The sequence below is a fragment of the Marinilactibacillus sp. XAAS-LB27 genome (assembly GCF_036039175.1).
In the GTDB taxonomy this organism is placed as follows: domain Bacteria; phylum Bacillota; class Bacilli; order Lactobacillales; family Carnobacteriaceae_A; genus Marinilactibacillus.
The window spans coordinates 106,152-129,242 of sequence record NZ_JAYXKP010000006.1 but is presented as its reverse complement, the minus strand read 5'-3'; the positions used below and the strand labels follow the sequence as shown (position 1 = coordinate 129,242).

23 protein-coding genes are annotated in these 23,091 nt (G+C 38.4%); 16 read left to right on the top strand and 7 right to left on the bottom strand.

The window, feature by feature from the left end:
* Positions 1 to 48: 48 nt before the first annotated feature.
* A complete protein-coding gene (gene alr / locus VXN63_RS08920) occupies positions 49 to 1,218 on the bottom strand; it encodes an alanine racemase (RefSeq protein ID WP_327757694.1) in 1,170 nt (389 codons plus the stop codon).
* Between the two features lie 147 nt (positions 1,219 to 1,365).
* Here alr and VXN63_RS08915 point away from each other — a divergent pair, with 147 nt between their 5' ends.
* Positions 1,366 to 1,902 (top strand): hypothetical protein, encoded by a 537-nt coding sequence (locus VXN63_RS08915; protein WP_327757693.1) that lies wholly within the window; start codon positions 1,366 to 1,368, stop codon positions 1,900 to 1,902.
* A gap of 119 nt (positions 1,903 to 2,021) precedes the next feature.
* Complete coding sequence (locus VXN63_RS08910) at positions 2,022 to 3,359, top strand: aminopeptidase C (RefSeq protein ID WP_327757692.1); 1,338 nt, start codon at positions 2,022 to 2,024, stop codon at positions 3,357 to 3,359.
* Between the two features lie 77 nt (positions 3,360 to 3,436).
* Here the strand turns inward: VXN63_RS08910 and VXN63_RS08905 are convergent, their stop codons facing one another.
* Positions 3,437 to 3,709 (bottom strand): hypothetical protein, encoded by a 273-nt coding sequence (locus tag VXN63_RS08905; protein ID WP_327757691.1) that lies wholly within the window; start codon positions 3,707 to 3,709, stop codon positions 3,437 to 3,439.
* Positions 3,710 to 3,849: 140 nt separating this feature from the next.
* Between VXN63_RS08905 and VXN63_RS08900 the strand changes: the two genes are divergently transcribed.
* From VXN63_RS08900 to VXN63_RS08875, 6 genes are all read left to right on the top strand, one after another.
* Positions 3,850 to 4,167 carry a PadR family transcriptional regulator gene (locus VXN63_RS08900; RefSeq protein WP_225743184.1) on the top strand — a complete coding sequence of 106 codons (318 nt, stop codon included), beginning with the start codon at positions 3,850 to 3,852 and terminating at the stop codon, positions 4,165 to 4,167.
* Positions 4,160 to 4,753, top strand: a complete 594-nt coding sequence (locus VXN63_RS08895) for a DUF1700 domain-containing protein (RefSeq protein WP_327757690.1) — start codon at positions 4,160 to 4,162, stop codon at positions 4,751 to 4,753. Before VXN63_RS08900 ends, VXN63_RS08895 begins: the two co-directional genes overlap by 8 nt.
* Entirely contained in the window at positions 4,750 to 4,905 is a 156-nt protein-coding gene (locus VXN63_RS08890) for a hypothetical protein (protein ID WP_327757689.1), read from the top strand. Before VXN63_RS08895 ends, VXN63_RS08890 begins: the two co-directional genes overlap by 4 nt.
* A gap of 346 nt (positions 4,906 to 5,251) precedes the next feature.
* Complete coding sequence (gene abc-f / locus VXN63_RS08885; protein ID WP_327757773.1) at positions 5,252 to 6,799, top strand: ribosomal protection-like ABC-F family protein; 1,548 nt, start codon at positions 5,252 to 5,254, stop codon at positions 6,797 to 6,799.
* Between the two features lie 288 nt (positions 6,800 to 7,087).
* Positions 7,088 to 7,750: a P-II family nitrogen regulator gene (locus tag VXN63_RS08880; protein WP_327757688.1), complete on the top strand. Its 663-nt coding sequence runs from the start codon at positions 7,088 to 7,090 to the stop codon at positions 7,748 to 7,750.
* Positions 7,751 to 7,777: 27 nt separating this feature from the next.
* Positions 7,778 to 9,265 carry a DUF1538 domain-containing protein gene (locus VXN63_RS08875; protein ID WP_327757687.1) on the top strand — a complete coding sequence of 496 codons (1,488 nt, stop codon included), beginning with the start codon at positions 7,778 to 7,780 and terminating at the stop codon, positions 9,263 to 9,265.
* Between the two features lie 61 nt (positions 9,266 to 9,326).
* Here VXN63_RS08875 and VXN63_RS08870 read toward each other — a convergent pair whose 3' ends face one another.
* Positions 9,327 to 10,859 carry an AbgT family transporter gene (locus VXN63_RS08870; protein ID WP_327757686.1) on the bottom strand — a complete coding sequence of 511 codons (1,533 nt, stop codon included), beginning with the start codon at positions 10,857 to 10,859 and terminating at the stop codon, positions 9,327 to 9,329.
* 276 nt (positions 10,860 to 11,135) lie between these two features.
* On the opposite strand from VXN63_RS08870, the gene VXN63_RS08865 reads away from it, so the two are divergent.
* From VXN63_RS08865 to VXN63_RS08850, 4 genes are all read left to right on the top strand, one after another.
* Positions 11,136 to 11,885 carry an acyl-[acyl-carrier-protein] thioesterase gene (locus tag VXN63_RS08865; protein WP_327757685.1) on the top strand — a complete coding sequence of 250 codons (750 nt, stop codon included), beginning with the start codon at positions 11,136 to 11,138 and terminating at the stop codon, positions 11,883 to 11,885.
* A gap of 25 nt (positions 11,886 to 11,910) precedes the next feature.
* A complete protein-coding gene (locus tag VXN63_RS08860; RefSeq protein WP_327757684.1) occupies positions 11,911 to 12,900 on the top strand; it encodes a LacI family DNA-binding transcriptional regulator in 990 nt (329 codons plus the stop codon).
* A 169-nt stretch (positions 12,901 to 13,069) separates the two neighbouring features.
* The gene (locus VXN63_RS08855) at positions 13,070 to 14,452 is read left to right on the top strand and encodes a PTS transporter subunit EIIC (protein ID WP_327757683.1); all 1,383 of its coding nucleotides are present in this window, start codon (positions 13,070 to 13,072) and stop codon (positions 14,450 to 14,452) included.
* A 38-nt stretch (positions 14,453 to 14,490) separates the two neighbouring features.
* Positions 14,491 to 15,939, top strand: coding sequence for a glycoside hydrolase family 32 protein (locus VXN63_RS08850; RefSeq protein WP_327757682.1), 1,449 nt, complete (start codon positions 14,491 to 14,493; stop codon positions 15,937 to 15,939).
* Positions 15,940 to 16,009: 70 nt separating this feature from the next.
* Here the strand turns inward: VXN63_RS08850 and VXN63_RS08845 are convergent, their stop codons facing one another.
* Together VXN63_RS08845 and VXN63_RS08840 are read right to left on the bottom strand one after the other, a co-directional pair.
* Positions 16,010 to 16,984 (bottom strand): asparaginase, encoded by a 975-nt coding sequence (locus VXN63_RS08845; RefSeq protein ID WP_327757681.1) that lies wholly within the window; start codon positions 16,982 to 16,984, stop codon positions 16,010 to 16,012.
* Positions 16,985 to 16,999: 15 nt separating this feature from the next.
* Complete coding sequence (locus tag VXN63_RS08840; RefSeq protein ID WP_327757680.1) at positions 17,000 to 17,623, bottom strand: MBL fold metallo-hydrolase; 624 nt, start codon at positions 17,621 to 17,623, stop codon at positions 17,000 to 17,002.
* 172 nt (positions 17,624 to 17,795) lie between these two features.
* On the opposite strand from VXN63_RS08840, the gene VXN63_RS08835 reads away from it, so the two are divergent.
* Positions 17,796 to 18,266, top strand: coding sequence for a Dps family protein (locus VXN63_RS08835; RefSeq protein WP_225743197.1), 471 nt, complete (start codon positions 17,796 to 17,798; stop codon positions 18,264 to 18,266).
* A 47-nt stretch (positions 18,267 to 18,313) separates the two neighbouring features.
* Here the strand turns inward: VXN63_RS08835 and VXN63_RS08830 are convergent, their stop codons facing one another.
* A complete protein-coding gene (locus VXN63_RS08830) occupies positions 18,314 to 19,780 on the bottom strand; it encodes an amidase (RefSeq protein ID WP_327757679.1) in 1,467 nt (488 codons plus the stop codon).
* A 232-nt stretch (positions 19,781 to 20,012) separates the two neighbouring features.
* Here VXN63_RS08830 and tsaE point away from each other — a divergent pair, with 232 nt between their 5' ends.
* Together tsaE and VXN63_RS08820 are read left to right on the top strand one after the other, a co-directional pair.
* The gene (gene tsaE, locus VXN63_RS08825; protein ID WP_327757678.1) at positions 20,013 to 20,486 is read left to right on the top strand and encodes a tRNA (adenosine(37)-N6)-threonylcarbamoyltransferase complex ATPase subunit type 1 TsaE; all 474 of its coding nucleotides are present in this window, start codon (positions 20,013 to 20,015) and stop codon (positions 20,484 to 20,486) included.
* The gene (locus VXN63_RS08820; protein WP_327757677.1) at positions 20,470 to 20,988 is read left to right on the top strand and encodes a GNAT family N-acetyltransferase; all 519 of its coding nucleotides are present in this window, start codon (positions 20,470 to 20,472) and stop codon (positions 20,986 to 20,988) included. The genes tsaE and VXN63_RS08820 overlap by 17 nt, the downstream gene beginning before the upstream one ends.
* A 43-nt stretch (positions 20,989 to 21,031) precedes the next feature.
* On the opposite strand, the gene VXN63_RS08815 is transcribed toward VXN63_RS08820, so the two are convergent.
* Complete coding sequence (locus VXN63_RS08815; RefSeq protein ID WP_327757676.1) at positions 21,032 to 21,562, bottom strand: 3'-5' exonuclease; 531 nt, start codon at positions 21,560 to 21,562, stop codon at positions 21,032 to 21,034.
* A gap of 274 nt (positions 21,563 to 21,836) precedes the next feature.
* Here VXN63_RS08815 and glyA point away from each other — a divergent pair, with 274 nt between their 5' ends.
* Entirely contained in the window at positions 21,837 to 23,060 is a 1,224-nt protein-coding gene (gene glyA / locus VXN63_RS08810) for a serine hydroxymethyltransferase (protein WP_442915305.1), read from the top strand.
* The last annotated feature ends 31 nt before the right edge of the window (positions 23,061 to 23,091 follow it).

The following is a 23,091-nucleotide window of genomic DNA, read 5'->3' as shown; positions in this document are numbered from 1 at the left end:
AGAGAAAATGAAAAGCTGAGGACCCAAGCGGGTTCTCAGCTTTTTTAATTAATCAAGTAGTATATTGGATTTAACGACAACTTTATCGTGTTCCTTATAAACTCGAGGGATTCTTTTACCAATTCCACATAGGAGCTCATAGTGAAAACTATCGGTCAATTCGGCCATAGTATAAAGTGAAGGATAATCAGCAGATGGATCTCCAAAAAAGACAATCTCATCTTCTTCTGATATAGAATCAATATCTGTTACATCGAGCATAATTTGATCCATACAAATTCTACCGACAATCGGTGCTTTTTCTCCGTTAGCTGTTAGATACCAGCGGTTAGACAATTGTCTTGGGATACCATCAGCATATCCTAACAGAATTGTAGCGATCGTTCGCTTGCTTTCAGCAGTATAGGTTCGTCCGTATCCAACTGTATCTCCTTTAGAGATTGTCTTGATAAAAGCAGCGTGAGTCGTTAACTTCATAATGGGTTTCAAATCAATCGTATTTTCCATACTTTTATCAGGATGGTATCCATAGATAGAGATACCTGTTCGGATCATGTCCAGGTGAAACTCAGGGTAGGCTAAGGTCGCAGCGGTGTTACAACAATGCCTAAGATTAAATTTGATATCATTTTCTTCCAAGAAAGAAACAACGTTCATAAAGGTTTTAAATTGAGCTTTAGTAAAAGAAGGATCTTCTAGATTCTCAGCGTCGGCAAAGTGTGTGAAAACACCGTCGAACAGAACGAATTCTGACTTCATAGTATGCATGACGTTCAAAGCTTCTTGATTAGAACGTACACCAATACGGGACATTCCTGAATCCACTTTTAAATGAACAGTCGCAACTTTCCGAAGGTTTTCAGCAGTTTTACGCACTTGTTCAGCAATAGATTCGGTGAAAACAGTCATGGCAATGTTGTTTGCAATGGCGGTCGCAATGGTTTGTTCTTCGACAGGGCCAAACATTAAAATAGGCACTTCAATGCCAGCTTCTCTTAATTCAAGTGCTTCATCTAGTACAGCTACTGCAAGATAATCTGTACCCAGTTCTTCTAGTTTTTTACCGACTTCAACAGCACCATGACCATACGCATCGGCTTTTACAACAGCCATAAATTTAGTTTGAGTATCCAGTAGGCTTTTCATCTGATCATAGTTATATGCAATATGATCGAGGTTGATTTCTGCACGGGTAAAACGATAACTTCCATAATCCATTGTTCATCAGCATCCTTATGATTTGGTATTGTCTATTTTAACATGAATAGAAGCTGACATCGAAGTCATAATGCGTTAGAATCGTTATTCTTACAAAGTGTTGTTACAATTATCGTAAATAAGTTAAATAGATGAGGAGATATAAATATGAAAATAGGATCGAAGGGCTTTTTAATCGTCATGCTCAGCTTGTTCATGGTAGCCTGTTCCGATCAATCAGCTCCTGAGATTTCATCTGGAGCGGATAGGGACGTGACGGAAGAGTCAACTGAAGAAACGGATGCTACAGGTACAGATGAACAGATGGCAGCTTTAGATGTGGATCTTTATAATGGAGATTCTCAAAGAGCGGGTAATGCGATCTTTGACGAAAGTGATGGTAACGTGATGCTTACATTAAATTTAGAAGACGTATCAGCAGGAGATTTAAGTATTCAAATCCATAGTAGAGGTGAAGCGACACCTCCAAGTTTTGAAGATGCAGGAGATGATTTTCAAGAGTTTGAATTACCAGGCCTAGAAGTCTCCGAAGGTGGAGCGGTGAATCAATCGTTTGAGTTGGAGGGAGTCTCTCTTCTTCCAGAAGCAGAAGGTACCTTAGCTACAGAAGATGGATCTTCTATTATTATTTTAAATGGTTCGGGTAGTCCAATCATTGGTGGCATCATATTTCCCCCACAATAAATGAAAGTGAGCTGGTTTGTCTACTAAAGGCAAATCAGTTTTTTCTTTATATAGAAACTTGTTCTTGAACGCTCTCTTCGGTATGATAAGAACAATTCTATTCAAAAGGGGATAATCAGATGACGATCAACGAAAAGCTTCTAAACGGTTACAAGGAAAAATTTAATGCAGAACCTGCCAACCATGCCGTCAAGCAAGCTATTGCAAAAGTAGGGCTTGCGGATGCTTCTATCGATAACAACATGCTTAGAAGACATTCTTTTGTTTTCTCAAACGAAACAACCCGCGGTGAGATTACAAATCAGAAATCTAGTGGACGCTGCTGGATGTTTGCGGCATTAAACACAGCTCGAGTAGACACTATGAAAAAACTAGATGTGAAAACTTTCGAATTTTCGCAAAACTATACGTTGTTCTGGGATAAACTTGAGAAATCTAATTATTTACTAGAAAATATTATAGATACAGTTGAAGAACCATTAAACTCGAGACTCGTTCAACATTTATTATTTGATCCTATTCAAGATGGTGGACAATGGGATATGTTTTCTGGACTTCTTGAAAAATACGGTGCTGTTCCCAAATCCGTTATGCCTGAGACCTATCATTCTTCAAACACGAGAGAATTGAATACACTTTTAACAGCGAAATTGAGAGAATTTGCTGCTAAGATACGGGAAGCACATAAATCAGGTGCATCAAAGGAAGCTTTACTAGAAATAAAAGAATCATCGCTTTATTTTGTTTACAATTTGCTAGTGAAAACACTTGGAGAAATACCAGAAACGTTTACGTATGAATATAGGGACAATCAAAATGACTTCCACCGTATCAAAGACATCACACCACAAGACTTTTTCAAAGAGTATGTGGAATGGGACTTAAACGACAGAGTTAGTCTGATCAATGCTCCTACCGAAGATAAACCTTATGGAAAAGCTTATACGGTCAAGTATCTTGGAACTGTAAAAGAGGCAAAACCAGTCACTTATATTAACGTACCAATTGATGTGCTTAAAAAAGCAGCTGTTGCAGCCATCAAAGATGGAGAACCTATCTGGTTTGGTTGTGATGTAGGTAAAATGTTAGATCGCAAAGCAGGAATTATGGACCACCACGCTTACGATTACGAGGCAACACTAGGAGAAACGGTTGAATTAACGAAAGCCCAGAGACTAGATTACGGAGAAAGTTTATTAACACATGCAATGGTATTCGTTGGAGTGGATCTTGATGAAGACGGGTCACCAATCAAGTGGAAAGTAGAAAATAGCTGGGGAGATACTTCAGGAGATAAAGGGATTTATTCGATGAGCGATCAATGGTTCGATGAATACAATTACCAAATCACCGTCAGCAAAAAATATGTAGAGGAACAATGGTTGAAAGCACTAGAAGAACCTGTTACCGAACTAGAACCATGGGATCCAATGGGCGCACTCGCTATGATGCAGTAAAGTAATCAAATCAATTTTATTTTTCGAATTTAAAAGAGGCTCGTTAGATGTGTAAAACATTTAACGAGCCTCTTTTTTTAGAAGAATGCCATATATAAATGAATGGATGAGCCAATCGCTCCTCCGATCACGAAGTACATGATCATTTGAATAGGAACAAACCATTTGATTTCTGTTAGATCCGTTTTATTCTCCGTGGAGACTCTGGAAAGAAAAAAGTATCCGATACCGACTGTGATTCCAAGTATTGGCAGCATCATTTGAACTTGTTGCGGGCGCCACAATCCAAAAGATACTCCTATGACAAATCCCAATAGCTGTAGTATTCTACGATTTTTTTTAGAAATCATTTCCCGACCTCCTCTATTTGAATATGCCCACAAATTGTATCACATAATGAAATAGAATAAAGGTATAGAAAAAATAAAGATAAAAGGCTTGTATTCTTATACTATGTAATATATAGTATTGTGTATAAGGAGGTGTCGAATTGGACACACAGCTAAAAAAAGGGTTAATTGAATATTACATCTTAGCAAATTTGAATTATGGAGATTCTTACGGGTACGAAATTGTAAAGACCGTTTCTTCTCACTTACCAATCACCGAGTCCACACTATATCCTATTTTAAAAAGATTGGAAAGCCAGGGGAAAGTAACCACCTATTCCAATGCACATAACGGACGACTGAGAAAATATTATCAGATTCAGCCAGAAGGACTCAAAAGCATTCAGGGTTTCTTAGATTCTTGGGAGAAAGTTCAAGCGATACATGAATATATTAAAAGGAGTGTAGAAGATGAATAGAATTGAATTTATCAAAACATTGAGTAGCCACTTATCTTACGTTATGAGGCCAGAAGAAGTTCGTGAATTAGTAGATTATTATGATGAAATGATTCTTGATCTCATGGAAGAAGGCATGACAGAAGAGCAAGCAGTCAGTCAGCTAGACACACCTGAACAAATTATTGATTCTGTCAAAGGCACACCGCTTGAATGGGATTTACCAGTATCCAAAAAGTTCAGTCCATATCTTGTGATGCTCTTAATTTTAGGATTTCCGCTATGGGGTTCACTAGGATTAGCAGGGATTTTACTGGTATTCAGTCTTTACGTGGTGATTTGGTGTATTCCGGTTATGACTGGAGCTCTTGCTTTCGCAGGGGTTGCGGGTGGATTAGCGAGTACGATCTTAAGCCCACTAGCTTTAATGGATGGATTTCATATAGGGTTCACACAGCTTGGAATTGGTTTGATGCTATTTGGAGCAGGTTTACTGATTACATTGATAACGATAAGTATTAGTAAGCGGTTCGTTAGATATAGTCAGAAAACAACAAACTACTTCAAAGAAAAAGTATTTCATAAAAGGGGTGCAATAAGTCTATGAAAATCGGGAAAACTTTTTTAACAAAACTAAGTGTTGCTTTTATGGTTATCGGTTTATGTATTTCTTTTATAGGGTATGCAATTAGTGGATTTGATACTGAGAACTATACAGACAACCAAAATAGCTGGTACCGAGTCGTTCGATTCGAGTAAACGACTTAAAATCGTTGACAATAAAATAGAGGTAGGGTACTCTAGACACATCTTAAAAAAGATCGAGGTGTACTCTGGGCCAATGCGTAACTAATCCTATAACAAATCAATAAGACAAAAATAGGTTCTTCTAGAACTCTATTTAGTTGTGTCTTTATTAGATGGAATAGGATCAGGCGATTGTGCATACAGAGAACCGGTATAAAAATAAGTAGCTTTTTTAGACTTATGGATCTCTATCACAAATTCAAACCTCCCATTCCGCAACAGTGGAATAGGAGGTTTTTCCATGTTTCTTAAATCCTGATGGCGTTAAAGAATGGATAAGAGAAAGGGCGAGATCAACATGGCTTGGATAGAAGCAAATAAAATCACATACTCGATCAAAGATAGAATATTAGTAAATATAGAAAACTTGAAAGTAGAACCAGGAGATAAAATAGGATTAGTCGGAAAAAACGGTAGCGGGAAAACAACCTTACTGAATATTTTAAAAGGAACGATCAAACCGGACACAGGTAGGGTTAAACGCAGTCAGGAAGTGTCTTTTATTCCGCAATTAAAGGAATCGATTGGAACAAAAAGTGGGGGAGAACTTACAGCCCATGCAATCGTAGAGAGTCTCAAAGAAAAATCTGGAATACTGCTCGCTGATGAACCTACAACACATCTTGATATTGAACATGTGGAGTGGTTAGAAAAAGAAATCAAGGCTTACAAAGGCGCCTATATCATCATTTCCCATGATCGTGACTTTCTGGACAAGACGTGTACTAAAATATGGGAGCTCAGTCATGAAAAAATCACGGAGTATACTGGGAACTATTCAGATTACGAAGCATTGAAACAAAGTGATCTTCAACGTCAACAAGTGTCCTACGATTCTTATAAGAAAAAGGAAAAACAGTTAACAGAAGCTTTGGAAAGTAAAAAGAATAAAGCAGACCGTATAACAGATGAATCCAAAAGCTTTTATTTCAGAAAAAAAGCACAAAAACTATATAAAACCGCAAAATCTATGGAAAAAAGAATCGATCAATTGGAGACGGTAGAGAGACCGGAAGAACAAGAGATTATTAAGATGAAATTATCCAATGCTAGAGGATTTGTTAATAAAAAAATCATACGGGCAAACGACTTTGGCTTGGCGTTTCCTCAAAAGGTTTTATTTAAACCGACAAGTTTCTTTATCAAAGGCGGAGAAAAAATCGCCATCGTGGGAACAAATGGGAGTGGAAAGACAACATTACTGAAAAATATTTTGTGTGAAACGGAAGGTATTCAAACATCGGCGGCGATGAAGCCAGGTTATTTTGCTCAAAATCTTAGTGTATTGAAGGAACAGAAGACCATTTTAGAGAACGTACAAGAAGGTTCATTACAAACAGAAACGCTGATTCGGATCGTTTTGGCACAATTGCTGTTCAAAAACGATGATGTTCATAAACCGATTCACGTACTGAGTGGCGGAGAGCGCGTTAAAGTAGCACTGGCGAAATTGATTGTTGGAGATTACAATACCTTGATACTAGATGAACCAACGAACTTTTTAGATACGCAGGCAATTGAAGCGCTGGAAGCTTTACTCATGGAATATGAGGGAAGTATTTTATTCGTATCCCATGATCGCCGGTTTATGAATAAAGTCGCTGAACGGTTACTGATTATCGAAGATCAGTCTCTTAAAGTATTTGAAGGTCGCTATGACGTTTTCAAACAATCAAAATCTGTCAAAGGACCGAATGCATTGGAAGAAGAAAAGTTGCGTCTAGAAAACGAGATTGCGACGGTTTTAAGCCAATTAAGCATAGAACCAACAACTGAACTCGAAAAACGATTTCAAGAACTGCTGAAAATGAAAAAGCAATTAATCGAACAAATGAATCAAGCATAATGAACTTAATGCAAGCTTCTTCTCCTATAGATAAAGGACGAAGAAGCTTTTTTAATGATAGTAATCATTATTTTAAGAGATAAGATAAAGAGAGTATTACCTTGAAGTACTATAATATGTTACACTTAATAAGGAAAACATTTAATATGAAGAAACACGTTCGTTTAAACTCTATATTTGAATAGAATGTTTAAAAAAGAGTAGTGACTTAGTCCTTAAAAGCAGATTAATTTTATTGTATGTAAAAAACGACTATTGGTTAAAGAAAATCGAAAAGGAGCGGACTAGATGCACAAGGAATACGAAACGGCTATGGAACTGATCGTTTGTATCACAATGCCGAACGAAGGGGACCATATTATCAAGCTAGCAAATGAAGAGGGGGTACAAGGTGGTACTATATTTTATGGCGAAGGAACCTCTGGTAAAGGCATTTTAAAAACTTTAGGGTTGAATTCTATTAAGCGTGAAATTGTACTGATGGTAACTTCAGAAACAAAAGCTTCACGTGCTTTGAAACACATCGCAAAAGCAAAGGTTATGAAGAAAAAAAGTAATGGGATTGGATTTAGAGTATCTTTGAGTGATGTTTTAGGGATACATGAAAATATTGAAGAAAAACTAAATGATTTTGATGAGGAGACTAAAAAAATGCATCAAGCTATTTATGTAATTGTAAACAAAGGAGAAGCAGAAGATGTAATGGAGTATGCGCAAGATGCGGGTGCTCAAGGAGGAACAATCATCCAGGCGAGAGGCGCTGGCAATGCAGAATCTAGAACCGTCTTCCATATGGATATTGTTCCAGAAAAAGAAATTATTTTAATTATTGCTGAGAAAGAACACTCTCAGACGATTATTGATACCATTAGTGAAAAACTGCATATTGAAGAACCCAATAAAGGGATTTTATTTGTTACAGACTTAAATGAGACAATAGGACTTAATTAATCGAACTGAAAGGAGGTCTTTATTTAAGTGAATATTCTTAAAGAAAAATTCTTAGAAGTTATTCGCGCTGTTACACCAATCGTTGTTTTAGTGCTCATTATCCACTTCTTATTTGTTCCATTGCCGACAAGCTCTCTGATAGGATTCCTATTCGGTGCAATCGTCATTGTGATTGGACTTGCAATCTTCCTTATGGGAATTGATATTGCACTCGAGCCTATAGGATCGCATATGGGGAAAGGGATAGCAAGGTCTAACAAAATTATTGTAGTCGTCATCGTCGGACTATTGCTTGGATTCTTTATCTCTTCTGCAGAACCTAGTTTGACGGTATTAGGAAACCAAATTGGATTAGTAACAGGGGGAGATATTACTAGTTCCTTTATCGTTATTGTAGTGTCTTTAGGTATCGCGGTTATGGTTGTTGTTGGTCTGCTCAGGGTGGTTTATAGTTTGTCTATTATTCCTATTCTAACAATTGCTTATGGTTTGATCTTGTTACTTTCATTCTTTACCTCAACAGAGTTTTTATCAATTTCTTTCGATGCATCTGGAGCAACTACTGGTTCCATTACTGTTCCATTCCTACTCGCATTATCAACAGGTATTGCTTCTTTGAAAAAAAGTAGTAAAAATTCCGGTGAGGATAGTTTTGGACTCGTAGCGATTGCTTCTACAGGTGCCATTCTTTCAGTTATGATCGTGAACGTCTTTTCACCTACAGAAGAACTATCTGGTTCTTTAGATATTGTGATGGGAACAGAAAATGGCTTTTTCCTCGATTTAATTAGAGAAATTTTCAATCAAATTGGAGAAGTGATCGTAGCAATATTGCCAATTGTCATCCTATTCGGTTTGTATCAAATAATTTGGCTCAAGCTACCTAAAAGAAAGTTAAATAAAATCTTGATTGGTGTATTGTATGTCTTTATTGGACTCGTACTATTCCTTTCAGGGGTAAATGCTGGGTTTATGAACGTAGGAAGTTTAATTGGTTATACATTAGCTGCGCAAGAATCATATGGCCTGTTATACATTTTAGGATTTTCTCTTGGGTTCTTGTCTATCTTAGCAGAACCCGCAGTAAGTGTTCTGACGAAGCAGATTGGGGCTGTAACTTCTGGAGCAATCAAGCCAGTAGCAGTACTATCGACCTTATCTATTGGTGTAGGTTTAGCTATTTTACTTTCTACTATGAGACTGGTTATATTTGATTTAGAACTTTGGCATATTCTACTTCCAGGATACCTACTAGCTATTTTTCTCAGTTATGTCGTTCCTAAACGCTTTGTCGGGATGGCATTTGACGCAGGAGGCGTTGCATCAGGTCCCATGACGGCGACCTTCATACTAGCTTTTATACAAGGAGCTGCGGAAGCTATTCCCCACGCTAGTGTCTTGATTGATGGATTTGGTATGATTGCATTAGTTGCCTTAATGCCCATCCTCAGTTTACAGATCTTTGGATTGATTTATCATTTGAAAGCAAAACAAACTCAAAAAAGTGTGAACTAAAAAAATCCCTTTGTAAATCAACGAAAGTGTTGATCTACAAAGGGATTTAATTTTTAGCCTTTTATAGTGTTGCTGGTGCTCCAGGTCCCAAAGGAAGTCCGAATATATACCAGATAACTAGTAACATTGACCACGCAATCAAGAAAGCGATGGTGTAGTAAATCATCGTTGAAATAATGGTTCCCAGCCCACTTTTCTTGTCGTATCTTTGAGCAAAGACTAAGATCATAGCAAAATAACTCATTAATGGAGAAATAACGTTTGTAGAAGAATCTGCAATACGGTAAGCCATCAATGTCATTTCAGGAGCAATATTCAAGTTGAACATCATAGGTGCAAAAATCGGTGCCATGATAGCCCATTTGGCACTTGCAGATCCCATGAAGAGATTGATAAATGCAGTGAATAAGATAAAGGCTAGAATTAGTGGTAAACCAACAAATCCGATATTTTCGAGTAAGTTCGCTCCGTTACTAGCAATGATTGAGCCAAGATTCGTATAAGCAAAGTAATTGATAAACTGAGCAGCGAAGAAGGCTAATACTAAGTATCCACCCATTGAGCTCATGGATTCAGACATCCCTTTAACAAAGTCATGAGATGACTTAATTTTACCTATTGTGATTCCGTAAGCTAGACCCGGAAGAGCAAATAGTAGGAAAATCATAAATAATAGACCTGAAGATAAGAAGGCACTTAAAGTCATGTCACCGTTTGCGTCTAGAGCTCTAAGCGCAGCGTTTTGTGGGACCATTAGAAAGGCCATAACAGCTAGAAACGCAAGTAATGTGATCAAAGCATAAATGAGACCTTTATTTTCTTGAGAAGATAATGGTTCTTGTGTAGGTTTATAATCTCCGTCGTAGACACCAAGTCGTGGTTCTACAAATTTGTCGGTAACGAAAGCGCCGACACCAGTCAATACGAAAGTAGAGACAAAGATGAAGTACCAGTTACCAGTTGTTTCAACTGAATAGTCAATATTAGCAGACGTTAATGCGTCATTTGTAATTCCTGCAAGTAGAGCATCTGTTGGTCCAAAGATTAGATTGGCAGAGAAACCTGCGGATACACCGGCAAAAGCGGCAGCTAAACCAGCAATTGGATGACGTCCAGCAGCAGCAAACATAATCGCACCTAGTGGAACGACCACAACATAACCAGCGTCAGAAGCGATATTTGAAATAATACCGGCAAAGACAACCATGGCAGTTAACAGCCAAGTAGGTACATTACTCAATAACTTCTTCAAAGCAGAAGAAATCAATCCGGTCCATTCTGCAACCCCAACACCAAGCATTGCTACTAGAACTGTACCTAATGGTGCAAATCCTGTGAAGTTGGAAACTGCACTGTTGAAAATATAGGCAATACCCTCTTTATTCATCAAAGAGATTGTTTCAACAACACCGGGCTCTCCAGTTTCCGCATTGATCATTGGCGCATTTAAGCCTAGACGAACCGAAATTTCTGAAATAAATATAATACCAACAGCAAAAATAATGAAAATGACAACAGGGTGAGGTAATTTATTTCCAACACGCTCAACCATGCCAAGCAAACCTTTATTTGTGTTCTTTTCAGAATCACTCATAAATTTAAATCCTCCTTAGTTGATTGTAAACGACTATCTAAAATAAGAGTGAAATCCCAATAGCATATCGTCACTCTATAGATTTTAATACAAATAGAAGGAAACATTCAACATATTTTCATAATTAAAGTTATATTTATAAATAGTTCATCTAGATTTTCTCATATTTATTAAGTGTATGTAAATGTAAGCGTATAACATTTTAAATGGTGTAATGTACAGAACAATCTGTGCTAAAATCATTAATGTAGATCTAAACGAAAGTAGGAAAAATCCATGGCAGCAAAAAGATATCGTAATACAAAAGAAATCAGTTACTATATGTGCGATCGGACGCATACGCTAACACTCCCTATGCTCATTAATTTGATTTTAGAAGTTTCAGGAGAACAGTCGGATCAGCTTGGTCTGGGTGAAAAAGTGATGGAGGAGAAGGGATATTCGTGGATTATTTTACAATATGAATTCCACATCTCTAAATTCCCAGGAAATAAAGAAAAAATAGAAATCGAGACTTACGCGACTGAATATAACAAGCTGTTTTGTTATCGAGATTTTATTGTTCGAGACGAAGCCGGAACAGAACTAATCAAAATTCATTCGACATTTGCTTTGTTTGATCTTGAGAAGCGTAAAATGGCAAGACTTCCAGAAGAAATTGTGGCTCCTTACGAAGCAGAATTCACTAAAAAAGTGAAAAGAACCCCGAAACCTACGGAATTGGATGAAGAAACAGCTCGTTCTCAGCCTTTCCACGTTAGATATTTTGATATTGATACCAATCAGCATGTAAACAACTCAAAATATCTAGATTGGACTTTAAACACTTTAGGTGGAGCGTTTTTAACTGAACACAAATTGGTTTATGCGAATGTGAAATATGATAAAGAAGTACACGAAAATCAAATGATTCAAAGTCTCGTCAGTATTGAAAAAACAAAGGACAAGACCATTACTGCGCACAAGATTAGAACGGAAGGCGTAGCAAACTGTAGTGCCAGTTTTGAATGGAAACTTCAATCCTAATCCTTTTTAGAAAGTAGTGAAATCAGTGGTCACCATCAAAGATATCGCTCAAAGAGCAGGGGTAGCCAAAAGCACGGTATCTAGGTACTTGAATAATGGATCCGTTAGCCAGAAGACTCGAACAAAACTCGATGAGCTTGTGAAAGAGACAGGCTACACCCCCAATACATTTGCTAGAAGTTTGAAAGCAAACAAAACGAATATGATCGGCGTCATCATTCCGCGTCTGAATTCCGCTTCTACTAATGAAGTATTGAACGGTATTGATGAAAAGGCTAGAGAAAATGGCTATGAGCTGATTATTACGAACGCCAATCAAGATAGAGAAAGAGAACTAAGCAACATCCAAACGCTCGTTAAACAAAGAGTGGAAGGGATTATATTGCTTGCCAGAGAAATCACTGATAGCCATCAATCTCTTATTCAAGAAGCCAATTTACCTTTTCTTGTCTTAGGACAAAGAGCGGAGTCGATTCATTCCATTGCCTATGCAGATTATGAAGCGGGACAAAAGATTGGTCGGTATGCAATTGAGTTGGGACATAAATCGTTCTTGTTTTTTGGTGTGTCAGAACAAGATAAGGCAGTGGGCTTAGAAAGAAAACAAGGATTTATGGATAGTCTTGAAGAAGAGAAGGATATATCTGTTGAGATCATCGAGACAAGCTTTTCTAAAAGAATCGCCTATCAAGATGCCCTTAAAGTGCTTCCTAATACCAGTGCTTCCTACATTGTCTGTGCAACGGATAATATTGCAATTGCTGTACTGAAAGCAGCCATCGAATTGAATTATGCTGTTCCAGAAGATTTTTCTATCAGTGGATTTGGCGGTTACGAAGAAACCGATTATGTTCAACCGAGTATTACGACAATGAGTTACCCTTATAAGGACATGGGAATCCAAGCAGTAGAGTTTATAACGGAACTGATCGATGGAACTGAAATTCCTTATGAAACGTTACTGCAGAACGAATTAGTGGTTAAAAATTCAACTAAAGCAAAAAGGAAAGCCTAGAAAGAAACGGCTTTCTTTTTTTGCTTGCAAATAAAATTAGTTCCTGTTATGATGGATTCAAATAAAAGGAACCGGTTCTAATTCTATTCGAACAAACTTTTAGCGTTCAGCATTTTTTTATTTATTCTTTAATGGAACCGGTTACCGAAAATGAAAAGGAGAATGAAAAATGAAATATAATGAGACAATTGATAAGTTGATTGAAGTTGTAGGCGGAGAAGACAATATTCGAAATTTTGAGCATTGTGCAACGAGACTTCGAATTATTCTAAAAGATGATAGTAAATTAAATAAAGACAAAGTAGATGAGATTCCAGAAAGTAAAGGATACTTTTTCAATACCGGTCAACACCAGTTTATATTCGGAACAGGAAAAGTTAATGCTGTTTACGGTGAGATGGAACAGAGACTAGGGGACAAGTCGTCAGAAGACTCTTCAGGTGGCTTTAAAGATGATGTATATCAGAATCTAAGCCCTTTACAAAAGATTGTACGTACATTGGCGGACATTCTAGTTCCCTTGATTCCAGTGCTTGTTACGACTGGTTTATTGATGGGGATTAGAGGATTTATCCTCGAACTAGGCGTTGAAATGAGCCCGGACTGGTTAACGATGTTCCAGATGTTGACAGATACAGCTTTTGCGTTCTTACCTGTACTGATTGCTTTTAGTGCAACGCGTAAATTTGGTGGAAATCCGATTTTAGGGATTGTAGTAGGGTTAATGCTTGTTGCACCGCAATTACCGAATGCTTATGCAGTAGCCGGAGGAGAAGCGGAGCCGTTGACCTTGCTAGGGATTGATATCATTGGCTATCAAGGATCTGTGATTCCAGCAATCCTAGCTGGTTGGATGATTTCTAGACTAGAGCGTCTTTTCAGAAGTTTTGTGCCACAAATGATGGACTTGATTGTTACACCGTTTTTGACAATTACAATCACGATTGCAGTTATGCTGTTTCTATTAGGACCAATTGTTCAGATCGCTGAATCTGGGGTAATCAATAGTATTATTTATCTGATAGAAGCACCATTTGGAATAGGGTATATTATCTACGCTGGCTTCCAGCAAGTCATTACCATTACAGGTCTCCACCACTCCATCAGTATTATTGAGATCAGTTTATTGAATGATGGTGGAACAAACGTATTAAATACGCTTGGTACAGCGAGTATGGCTGGACAATTTGGAGCAGCTGTTAGTGCAGCTTTACTGATGAGTAGTAAATTGAAACGCTCTAATGCCTTAAGTGCAAGTGCATCTACCTTATTTGGAATTACTGAACCACTCTTGTTCGGTGTGAGCTTAAGATCCATGCGTGTATTTAGTTCTGGCATGGTCGGAGGAGCAGCTGGAGGACTAGTGACTTCTCTTTTAGGTCTTTCTGCAACAGGTATGGGCATCACGTTTATCCCAGGGCTGTTACTGTATACAAATAGTGTGAGTAATATGTTGCAATATTTACTTGTGATTGCTGTGTCCTTTGCTGTAGGTTTTGTATTGGTTAAAGTTCAAAGTCGACCAGTGCAAGCAGAATTGAATGCAAAGTAATAGGTTAAAAGGTTAAATAAGTCAAAAAGGATGGACAAATGAATCATATAAAAGAAACCTTACAAAAAGAGATAAAAGCAAAGCAACCGAATCTGGTTGAAAAAGTAGCAACAGATCCATGGAGACTTCATTTTCATCAGCAGCCACCTACTGGATGGCTCAATGATCCTAATGGTGTCTACCAAAAAGATGGTCTGTACCATTTATACTATCAATACTCTCCATTAGACCCAACAGGTGGAGTGAAATACTGGGGACATAAGACGTCGACAGACCTTGTTCATTTCAAAGAAGAAGAGATTTTCTTGTATCCGGATCAGACCTTCGATAAAGATGGCGTTTATTCAGGTAGTGCGTTTGAAAAAGATGGTGTAACCCATTTCTTTTATACTGGCAATGTGAAGCACCCTGGCACACATGACTATATTACTAGTGGTAGAGAACATAATACCGTTCATATGACAAGTCAAGATGGTTTCCATATCGACAGCCGAGAAGTGGTGATCGATTCAAGCGAATACCCGGATGGATTTACGCAACACATAAGAGATCCAAAAATTCTAGAAAAAGATGGTTTATTCTATATGGTTCTCGGTGGCCGTACAAGTGAAGATAAAGGTGCAATTTTGCTATATGTATCGAAGGATCTGTCTACTTGGGAGTATAAAGGAAACTTGTTGGAAGAAAGACATGATTTAGGGTACATGTGGGAGTGCCCAGACTTTTTTGAATTGAACGGACAAGATATTTTACTGATGTCTCCCCAAGGTGTGGAGCAGTCAGGACATGAATTTGAAAATGTCTATCAGTCTGGTTCAATCATTGGTCGAACAGATTGGGATACTTTGAAGTTTGAACCGACAGATGGGTTTGTGGAATTAGATAGAGGCTTCGATTTTTACGCACCGCAAACTTTTTTGGATGAGCAAGGACGTAGAATTCTTTGGGGATGGATGGGGCTGCCAGATATTGAGCCTGAATATTCAAACCCGACAATCGAAAGAGGTTGGCAACACGCTATGACCCTTCCGAGAGAACTTGCAATTGAAGAGGGGAAACTGAAGCAAAGACCTCTACCCGAGTATCAACTACTTCGAAAAGAAGTGCAACATAAGAGTATGGAACTAACTGAAGCGATTGAAATGATAAAGGAAACAAGTGATACCTACGAAATGATCGTTGAAGTTGTACAACCTACAAAATCTTTGAAAGTAAAGCTTTCTCAAGATGTCATCTTAGAATTTAATGGAGAAGTGTTCACACTCAAACTAGGAACTTCTGGATTTGGGCGTTCCAAAAGAACAATCGAACTATCAGAATTGACCAGTATTCACTTGTTTTTAGATACATCGTCTCTTGAAATTTTCCTAAATGATGGAGAGTATGTGCTAACGACTAGGTTGTATCCAACAAGTCAGTTGAATAGTATTGAATTCAGTGGTGATACATCTGTTCAAATCAGTAAATGGGATTTAGAAAAAGCCTAAATAAAAGCCCGAGTTGGATTGTACAACAAGTACAGATCAGCTCGGGCTTTTCGTATGGTTGGATTATTACTTAAACTTTTTCAAATACTTCTGTTATATAATCAAGATCAGTCGACTGTTCCAGTACCACGAGTAATTTCAGGCGTGCTTTTGGTCCACTGAGACCAGGAGCAAAAATGACACCAGCATTTTTCAGCTGCTTGCCGCCGCCTTCATAATCATAAATATCTTGAGCGATCCCATTAAAAGCTCGAGATGTCAAAACGATGGGGACACCTTTTTCAATCAAGGCGTGTAACCCTTTTAATGTAGCAGGAGGCATATTTCCAGCACCAAGTGCTTCAATAACCAGACCGTCAATAGAACTTTCGACAAGAGATTCTATTAGGAAACCGTCCATACCAGCATAAGCTTTCAGTAAAGGAACCACTTTGTTCACACTGTTGATAGGGAAACATTCTTTTTTGATAAGTTTCTGAAAGAACATCACTTCTTTTTTAGAGACGATTCCAATAGGTCCAAAAGTAGGTGTTCTGAATGTTGCAACATTAGTGGTATGTGTTTTAGTGACGTACCGTGCTGCATGGATTTCTTCGTTCATAACAACAAGGACGCCTTTATCTGCTGCGTCGTCTGACATAGCTGTCCAGACTGCATTCTGTAAGTTTCTTACACCATCAGATCCAATCTCATTAGTGGGTCTCATAGCCCCTGTCATAACGATCGGAATCGAAAAGGGCACCGTCAGATCTAGAAAATAAGCTGTTTCTTCTAATGTATCAGTTCCGTGTGTAATCACAACGCCATCATTATCATTTGTACGAATGGCTTCAAGAATGCGATTTTTAACAATCAGCATATCGGCAGGCGTCATGTGTGGAGAAGGCAGTTGCAGGATATCTTCTTCGGTTAATCTAACCTCTTGATCAAATACATATTTATATTCATTTAATGGATGTTCAGAACTTGGCTTAACGACTCCGGTACTCTGATCTGTACTCATAGAAATCGTACCACCTGTGTGCAATATTAAAATATGTTTCATTTTATTTCCTCGCAATCATCTAAAGTACGGATTTGTATATTTCTCGTAACCGATCGTTGTATCTTTACTGTGACCTGGGTAGACAATATAATCATCTGGTAATGTAAAAAGATACGTTTTAATACCAGGTAAAAGGATTGCGGGTTCACTGCCGGGTAAATCCGTTCTACCTACACTGCCTCTAAATAAGGCGTCGCCAGAAATCACGAACTGATCTTCATGAAAAATAAAGCTGACACTGCCTGGTGAGTGGCCAGGGGTTGGGACGACATCAAAAGTAAATCCTTCAATATCAAGTGTTTCCACCGGATCAAATAGGTAGTCAGCAGGGTTTGCGACAATAGGGAAAGGCTTGTTGACGGAAAGGTTTTTCGCAGGATTTCCTAGCCAGTCTTTTTCCGCTTCGCTAACGTATACAGGGATATCGTAATCCACTCGGATATCTTCCAAAGAACCGATATGGTCGAAATGGGTGTGGGTAAGCAGAACAGCAACTGGACGGACACCCAGTTCTTCGATTTCGTTTTTAATTTTACTAGTTTCGTCACCGGGATCAATAATTAGAGCCTGATCATCTTTGTAGATGATATAACAGTTTTCTTCAATGGTGCCGGTGATGATTTGTCTTACTTGAATCATACAGATATCCTCCAGATCGTAAACTAATCGTCGTTCTTGAAGAAGATCGACGTTGCTTTCTTATTATAACGAATTAAAAGAGAGCTGTCGAAGGAAGACGAAAGATTGGACAGCTAGATTTTTGAGGGTTATAATTTTAATTAGAATGATTATAATATAGGAGGAAAAATTTATGGTAAGCGAAAAATCAAAAGAGTATTTAAATACACTGGTCGCTACACAAGGACTATTTTATATTAAATTACATCAGGCACATTGGTATATCAAAGGACCAAACTTTTTCTCTCTTCACCCTAAACTGGAAGAACTATATGATGATTTAACGGAACAAATGGACGAAACAGCAGAGCGATTATTGGCTTTAGGTGGAACACCTTATTCAACGTTACAAGAATTCCTTGAACATTCACTGATTTCTGAATCTGTTGAAGAAAGAAAATTATCTGAAGAAGAAATGATCCATAATGTGATTACGGACTTTGAGATTTTAAGAGATGAACTTTCGAACGGTATTAAATTAACGGACGAAGAACATGATGATGTATCAAACGACATGTTGATTGCTCAGAAAACAGAAGTGGATAAAACAATCTGGATGATGCAAGCTTATAGAGGACACACAGCACTAGACGACAAAAAATAAAGATTGAGAGCCCTTCAAAGACTGTTTGTCTTTGAAGGGCTCTATTTTTAGATAAATTGTCCATCTAGTTCCATTTGCTGACCAATTTGTAAAAGGAGATGCTCCTGACCTTTTGGTGCAGTCAGTTGAATCCCAAGAGGAAGACCTTCTGGTGTCAAGTGGGTAGGCAGACTGATTGCAGGTTGTCCGGTTAGGTTAGCATGCTGCGTGAATGGCGTGACATCCCAGCTCTGTGTAAACATATCCCATATAATCTGCTGAGCTTCGTCAGAAGAATGGTCTTGCGTGTGTTCCATCTGACGTTTCAGTGAGTCAGACCAGTAGGTACGATCTACCTTTGGTGCAACATCAGCTGTGGCTGGCTCTAGTAAGATATCGTACTCTTGATGGAAATAGTGGTAACTTTCTGCAGCGTGATCCCATTCAGCAAGTGCACGAGCGTAAGTTGCGGCAGGCAGTTTCTTCCCGGCTTGCAGTAACGTCCAAGTCATTAATTCCATATCCGTTAAAGAAAAAGAAGTTCCAAAGCTTTGCTCCAATTCTTCAAAAACGGCGGCTGTTTCTCCAGCGTTCATGGCATAATAACTTTTCATCAGGCTAAGGGTATCAATATCGGGCGTAGCTTCAACAACCTGATAACCTTTGGATTCGAACCAGTTTGCCGCATCTTTAACAGCTTTTATGGCTTCTTCAGAAATTGGATGTTGACTTGGAGCCGTTAAATTAACAGCGATTTTTAAAGGACGTACGAATGGGTCGTTCAAAATAGAACGGTAACCTGCTTCAAATAAAGGGGTTTGAAAGGCGGCTTGTGGTTGAACGACTTGAACGGCATCTAGTAAAGCAGCTGTATCACGGACCGATTTGGTTAAGGCAAAACTAATAGAAGCGCCTTGCCAGCCACGACCGTTACCAGGACCGACAGCTGTCCGTCCACGCGTTGGCTTCAAACCAACTAGTCCGGTAAAAGAAGCTGGGATTCGAATCGAGCCACCTCCATCACTAGCACCAGCGACCGGGGTCATGTTGGAAGCAACAGCTGCGGCTGCACCACCGCTAGAACCGCCGGGAGTTCGGTCCTTAGACCAAGGATTTTTAGCTGGTCCATACAATTCAGGATTTGTGATATTTGTAAATCCGAATTCCGGAATATTGGTATGGCCGATTGGAATAAAGCCTGCCTTTTTTAGATCAGTAACGAAATGGGCTGTTTTTTTCGCCTTGACATCTTTTAGGATACGCGCACCAGACGTAGCTGGCTCTCCCTCAAGATTTTGTCCCAGTCCTTTCAAAAGAATCGGTACGCCTCCAAAAGGTAAACCAGCAAACTTTCTAGAGCGTGCTTCTTTAAGAGCTGCCTCTTTTCTAGTTGAAATGACAGCATTTAAAAGGGGATTCTGTTGTTCAATTTGTTTGAAACTTTCTTCAATAAGTTCCTCTGGAGAAACGTGCCTTTTGCTTACAAGATCTGCGAAGTACAATCCGTCTTGCGTACGGTCAAATGGTTTCGTCATAAGTCAACCTCTTTCTCTTGTCTATAAGTATGTCTAGCATACTGTACATATAGGAATTGTTAAAGAAATCCTGCGATATTTTAGTAACGAATCAATACAGGTGACGTAGTCAAGCCAATTATTCAAAAATCAAATACAACATTGTCTTTATATTAGGATAGGAGACAAGATAGGATTTCAGATATAGATATGGTAAAATAATTTCAAATTATGTAAAGGAAGAAGAGAAAACATGGAGACCGTCAGAACGAGTAATGAAATGGAAACAAAAAAACTAGCTTCCACACTGGCTGCTCTCGTGAAACCAGGTATGACAATTTTGCTAGAAGGTGAATTGGGGGCCGGTAAAACGACCTTCACAAAAGGCTTTGCAGAAGGTTTGGGAATTGACCGTGTCATCAAAAGTCCGACGTACACTTTGATTAGAGAGTATACCCAAGGACGATTACCCTTGTACCATATGGACCTGTATCGTTTAGAAGATACAGGAGCAGAAGAAATGGGACTAGATGAATATTTTGAGGGTGACGGTGTCTGTGTGATTGAATGGGGATCCGTTGTAAAAGAGGATTTGCCTGAAGAGCACCTATTGATTCAGATAAAGACATCACTGGACGATATAGATAAAAGAGAACTGAAGCTGACGGCTGTGGGGCAAGCTTATGAAAGCTTATTAGAGGAGTTGGAACATGAGAGAAGAAATTGAAATCACCATTAGAGAAGCCATTCCATCAGACGCGGAATCTTTACTGAACTGCCTTGAAAAAACAGCGCTACAGACTGGTTTTATGACAATGGGCGAAGAAGGTTCTGGACTAACAATAGAAGAAGAAAGTCACCATATCGCTGAAATATACGAATCTAATATCAATTGTCTGATTGTTGCGATACTTGGAGATGAAATTATTGGTATGGCAACTGTCCATGCTATAGATAAACCTAAAATTAGACATATTGGAGAACTAGGCATTGTCGTAGATAAAGAGTATTGGGGATTCAAAATCGGAACAGAATTGTTAAGAGAAGTACTGAAGTGGTCTGATGAGTCTGAAGTCATCAAACGAGTTGAATTAAAAGTCCAACAAAGAAATGAACGTGCAATCCATTTATATAAAAAATATGGGTTCGAACTGGAAGGTGTTATGCAAAGAGGCGTAAAAGATAACGGAGAATTTCTTCCGGTCTGCATGATGGGTAAACTCGTATAAAAAGAACAATCGGAGAAGCTTAGCTTCTCCGATTGTTCTTTTTTTATGCTAACTTAACGAGACTTCTTAATGAAGCCGTACCGTATTCTTTTTCTTGATTGATCAGAATTTTTGCACTTGCTCTGGCATCATCCAATGCATGGTGATGATTCAAAGGAATAGCGTAATGAGCTGCTACAGTATTCAGCTTATGGTTAGGCAGTTGCTTCAATAATCTTCTAGAAGACTGAACCGTACATAAAGTCTGAAAACGTGGATGCTGAATTCCATAATAATCTAGTGTGCCTAGAAGAATTCTTTTATCAAACGACATATTGTGTGCAACAACAAGCTGATCGTCTGTAAAATAAGCAGACATTTTTTCCCATACTTCTGGAAAATAAGGCGCATCAATAACATCGGTTTCTCGAATACCATGAACACGGATATTCCCAGAATCAAACCAAGTATCCGGATTGATCAGTGTGTAATATTCATCTACGATTTGGTTGTTTTTGACAACAGTCAGTGCCACAGAACAAGCACTATGTGTTTTACGATTGGCTGTTTCAAAATCCAGTGCAGTAAAATTCATTATAAGCCTACTTTCTCTTGAAGGAGTCATCTTTAAAAGGTGCTTTCAAAAACGAACGTGCATTCTTATAAAGTATACCATGATTTATAGTGGATTCAACTATTCGAGTAAGATCTGATACGATTTTAATGTGTTTGTTGCAGAAATTTGACGAGTCCACTGATAACCGAATAATCTAGAAAGATATGTAAGAAATTTCAAAAATCGTTCTTTTGTTCGGTGCCACCTATGCTATACTCTTTCTATATCAAAGTAGTTAGAGGAGTTGTACGCATTGAGTTTTGACCAAGAGGTATTTGATGCTATTGAACAAGAAAAGAACAGACAAGAAGAAAACATTGAACTGATCGCTTCTGAGAACTTTGTATCTGAAGCTGTTATGCAGGCACAAGGAAGCGTACTGACAAATAAATATGCAGAAGGTTATCCAGGAAAAAGATATTATGGTGGATGCGAGTTTGTAGATATCGTTGAAAATTTGGCAATTGATAGAGTGAAAGAGTTATTTGGCGCAGAGTATGCAAATGTACAACCACATTCAGGTTCACAGGCAAATATGGCTATTTTCCAGACATTCCTTGAACCAGGCGATACGTATATGGGAATGGATTTAAATCACGGTGGGCATCTTACACACGGATCACAAGTAAACTTTAGTGGGAAATTATATAATGTTGTTCCTTACGGTGTGAATAAAGAAACGGAAACCATTGATTTTGATCAAGTACGCGCATTGGCAATTGAACATAAACCAAAATTAATCATTACAGGGTATAGTGCCTATCCAAGAGAAATTGATTTCCAGAAATTTAGAGAAATTGCGGATGAAGTAGGCGCAATTTTGATGGTCGATATGGCACATATTGCTGGATTGATCGCAACAGGTGAGCATCCAAATCCAGTTCCTTATGCCGATGTCGTAACAAGTACGACACATAAAACACTTAGAGGGCCACGTGGTGGATTGATTTTGGCGAAAGCAGAATATGCAAAACGCCTGAATAGTGCTATTTTCCCAGGTATCCAAGGTGGTCCACTTGAGCATGTTATTGCCGCAAAAGCCGTAGCTTTCAAAGAAGCTTTGCAACCAGAATTCAAAACTTATACAAAGCAGATTATAAAAAATGCACAAGCAATGGCTGAAGTATTTAACCCATCTAAAGGTCGCGTAATCAGTGGTGGAACAGATAATCACTTATTACTGTTAGAAGTAACAGATTTTGAAATGAATGGCAAACAAGCAGAAGCCTTACTAGATAGTGTCGGCATTACTGTGAACAAAAATACGATTCCTTTTGAAACGCTTAGCCCATTCAAAACGAGTGGTATTCGTATTGGAACACCGGCGATTACAACTAGAGGATTCGATGAAGCTGCCAGCAAAAAAGTTGCTGAGCTGATCGTCCAAACGCTAGAAAACAAAGAAGATGAAGAACAATTAAGTGAAATTAAAAAAGCGGTACGTGAATTAACAAAACAGTATCCATTGTATAAATAAAAGCTGAAGAGCCTATGCCTGAAATTAATCA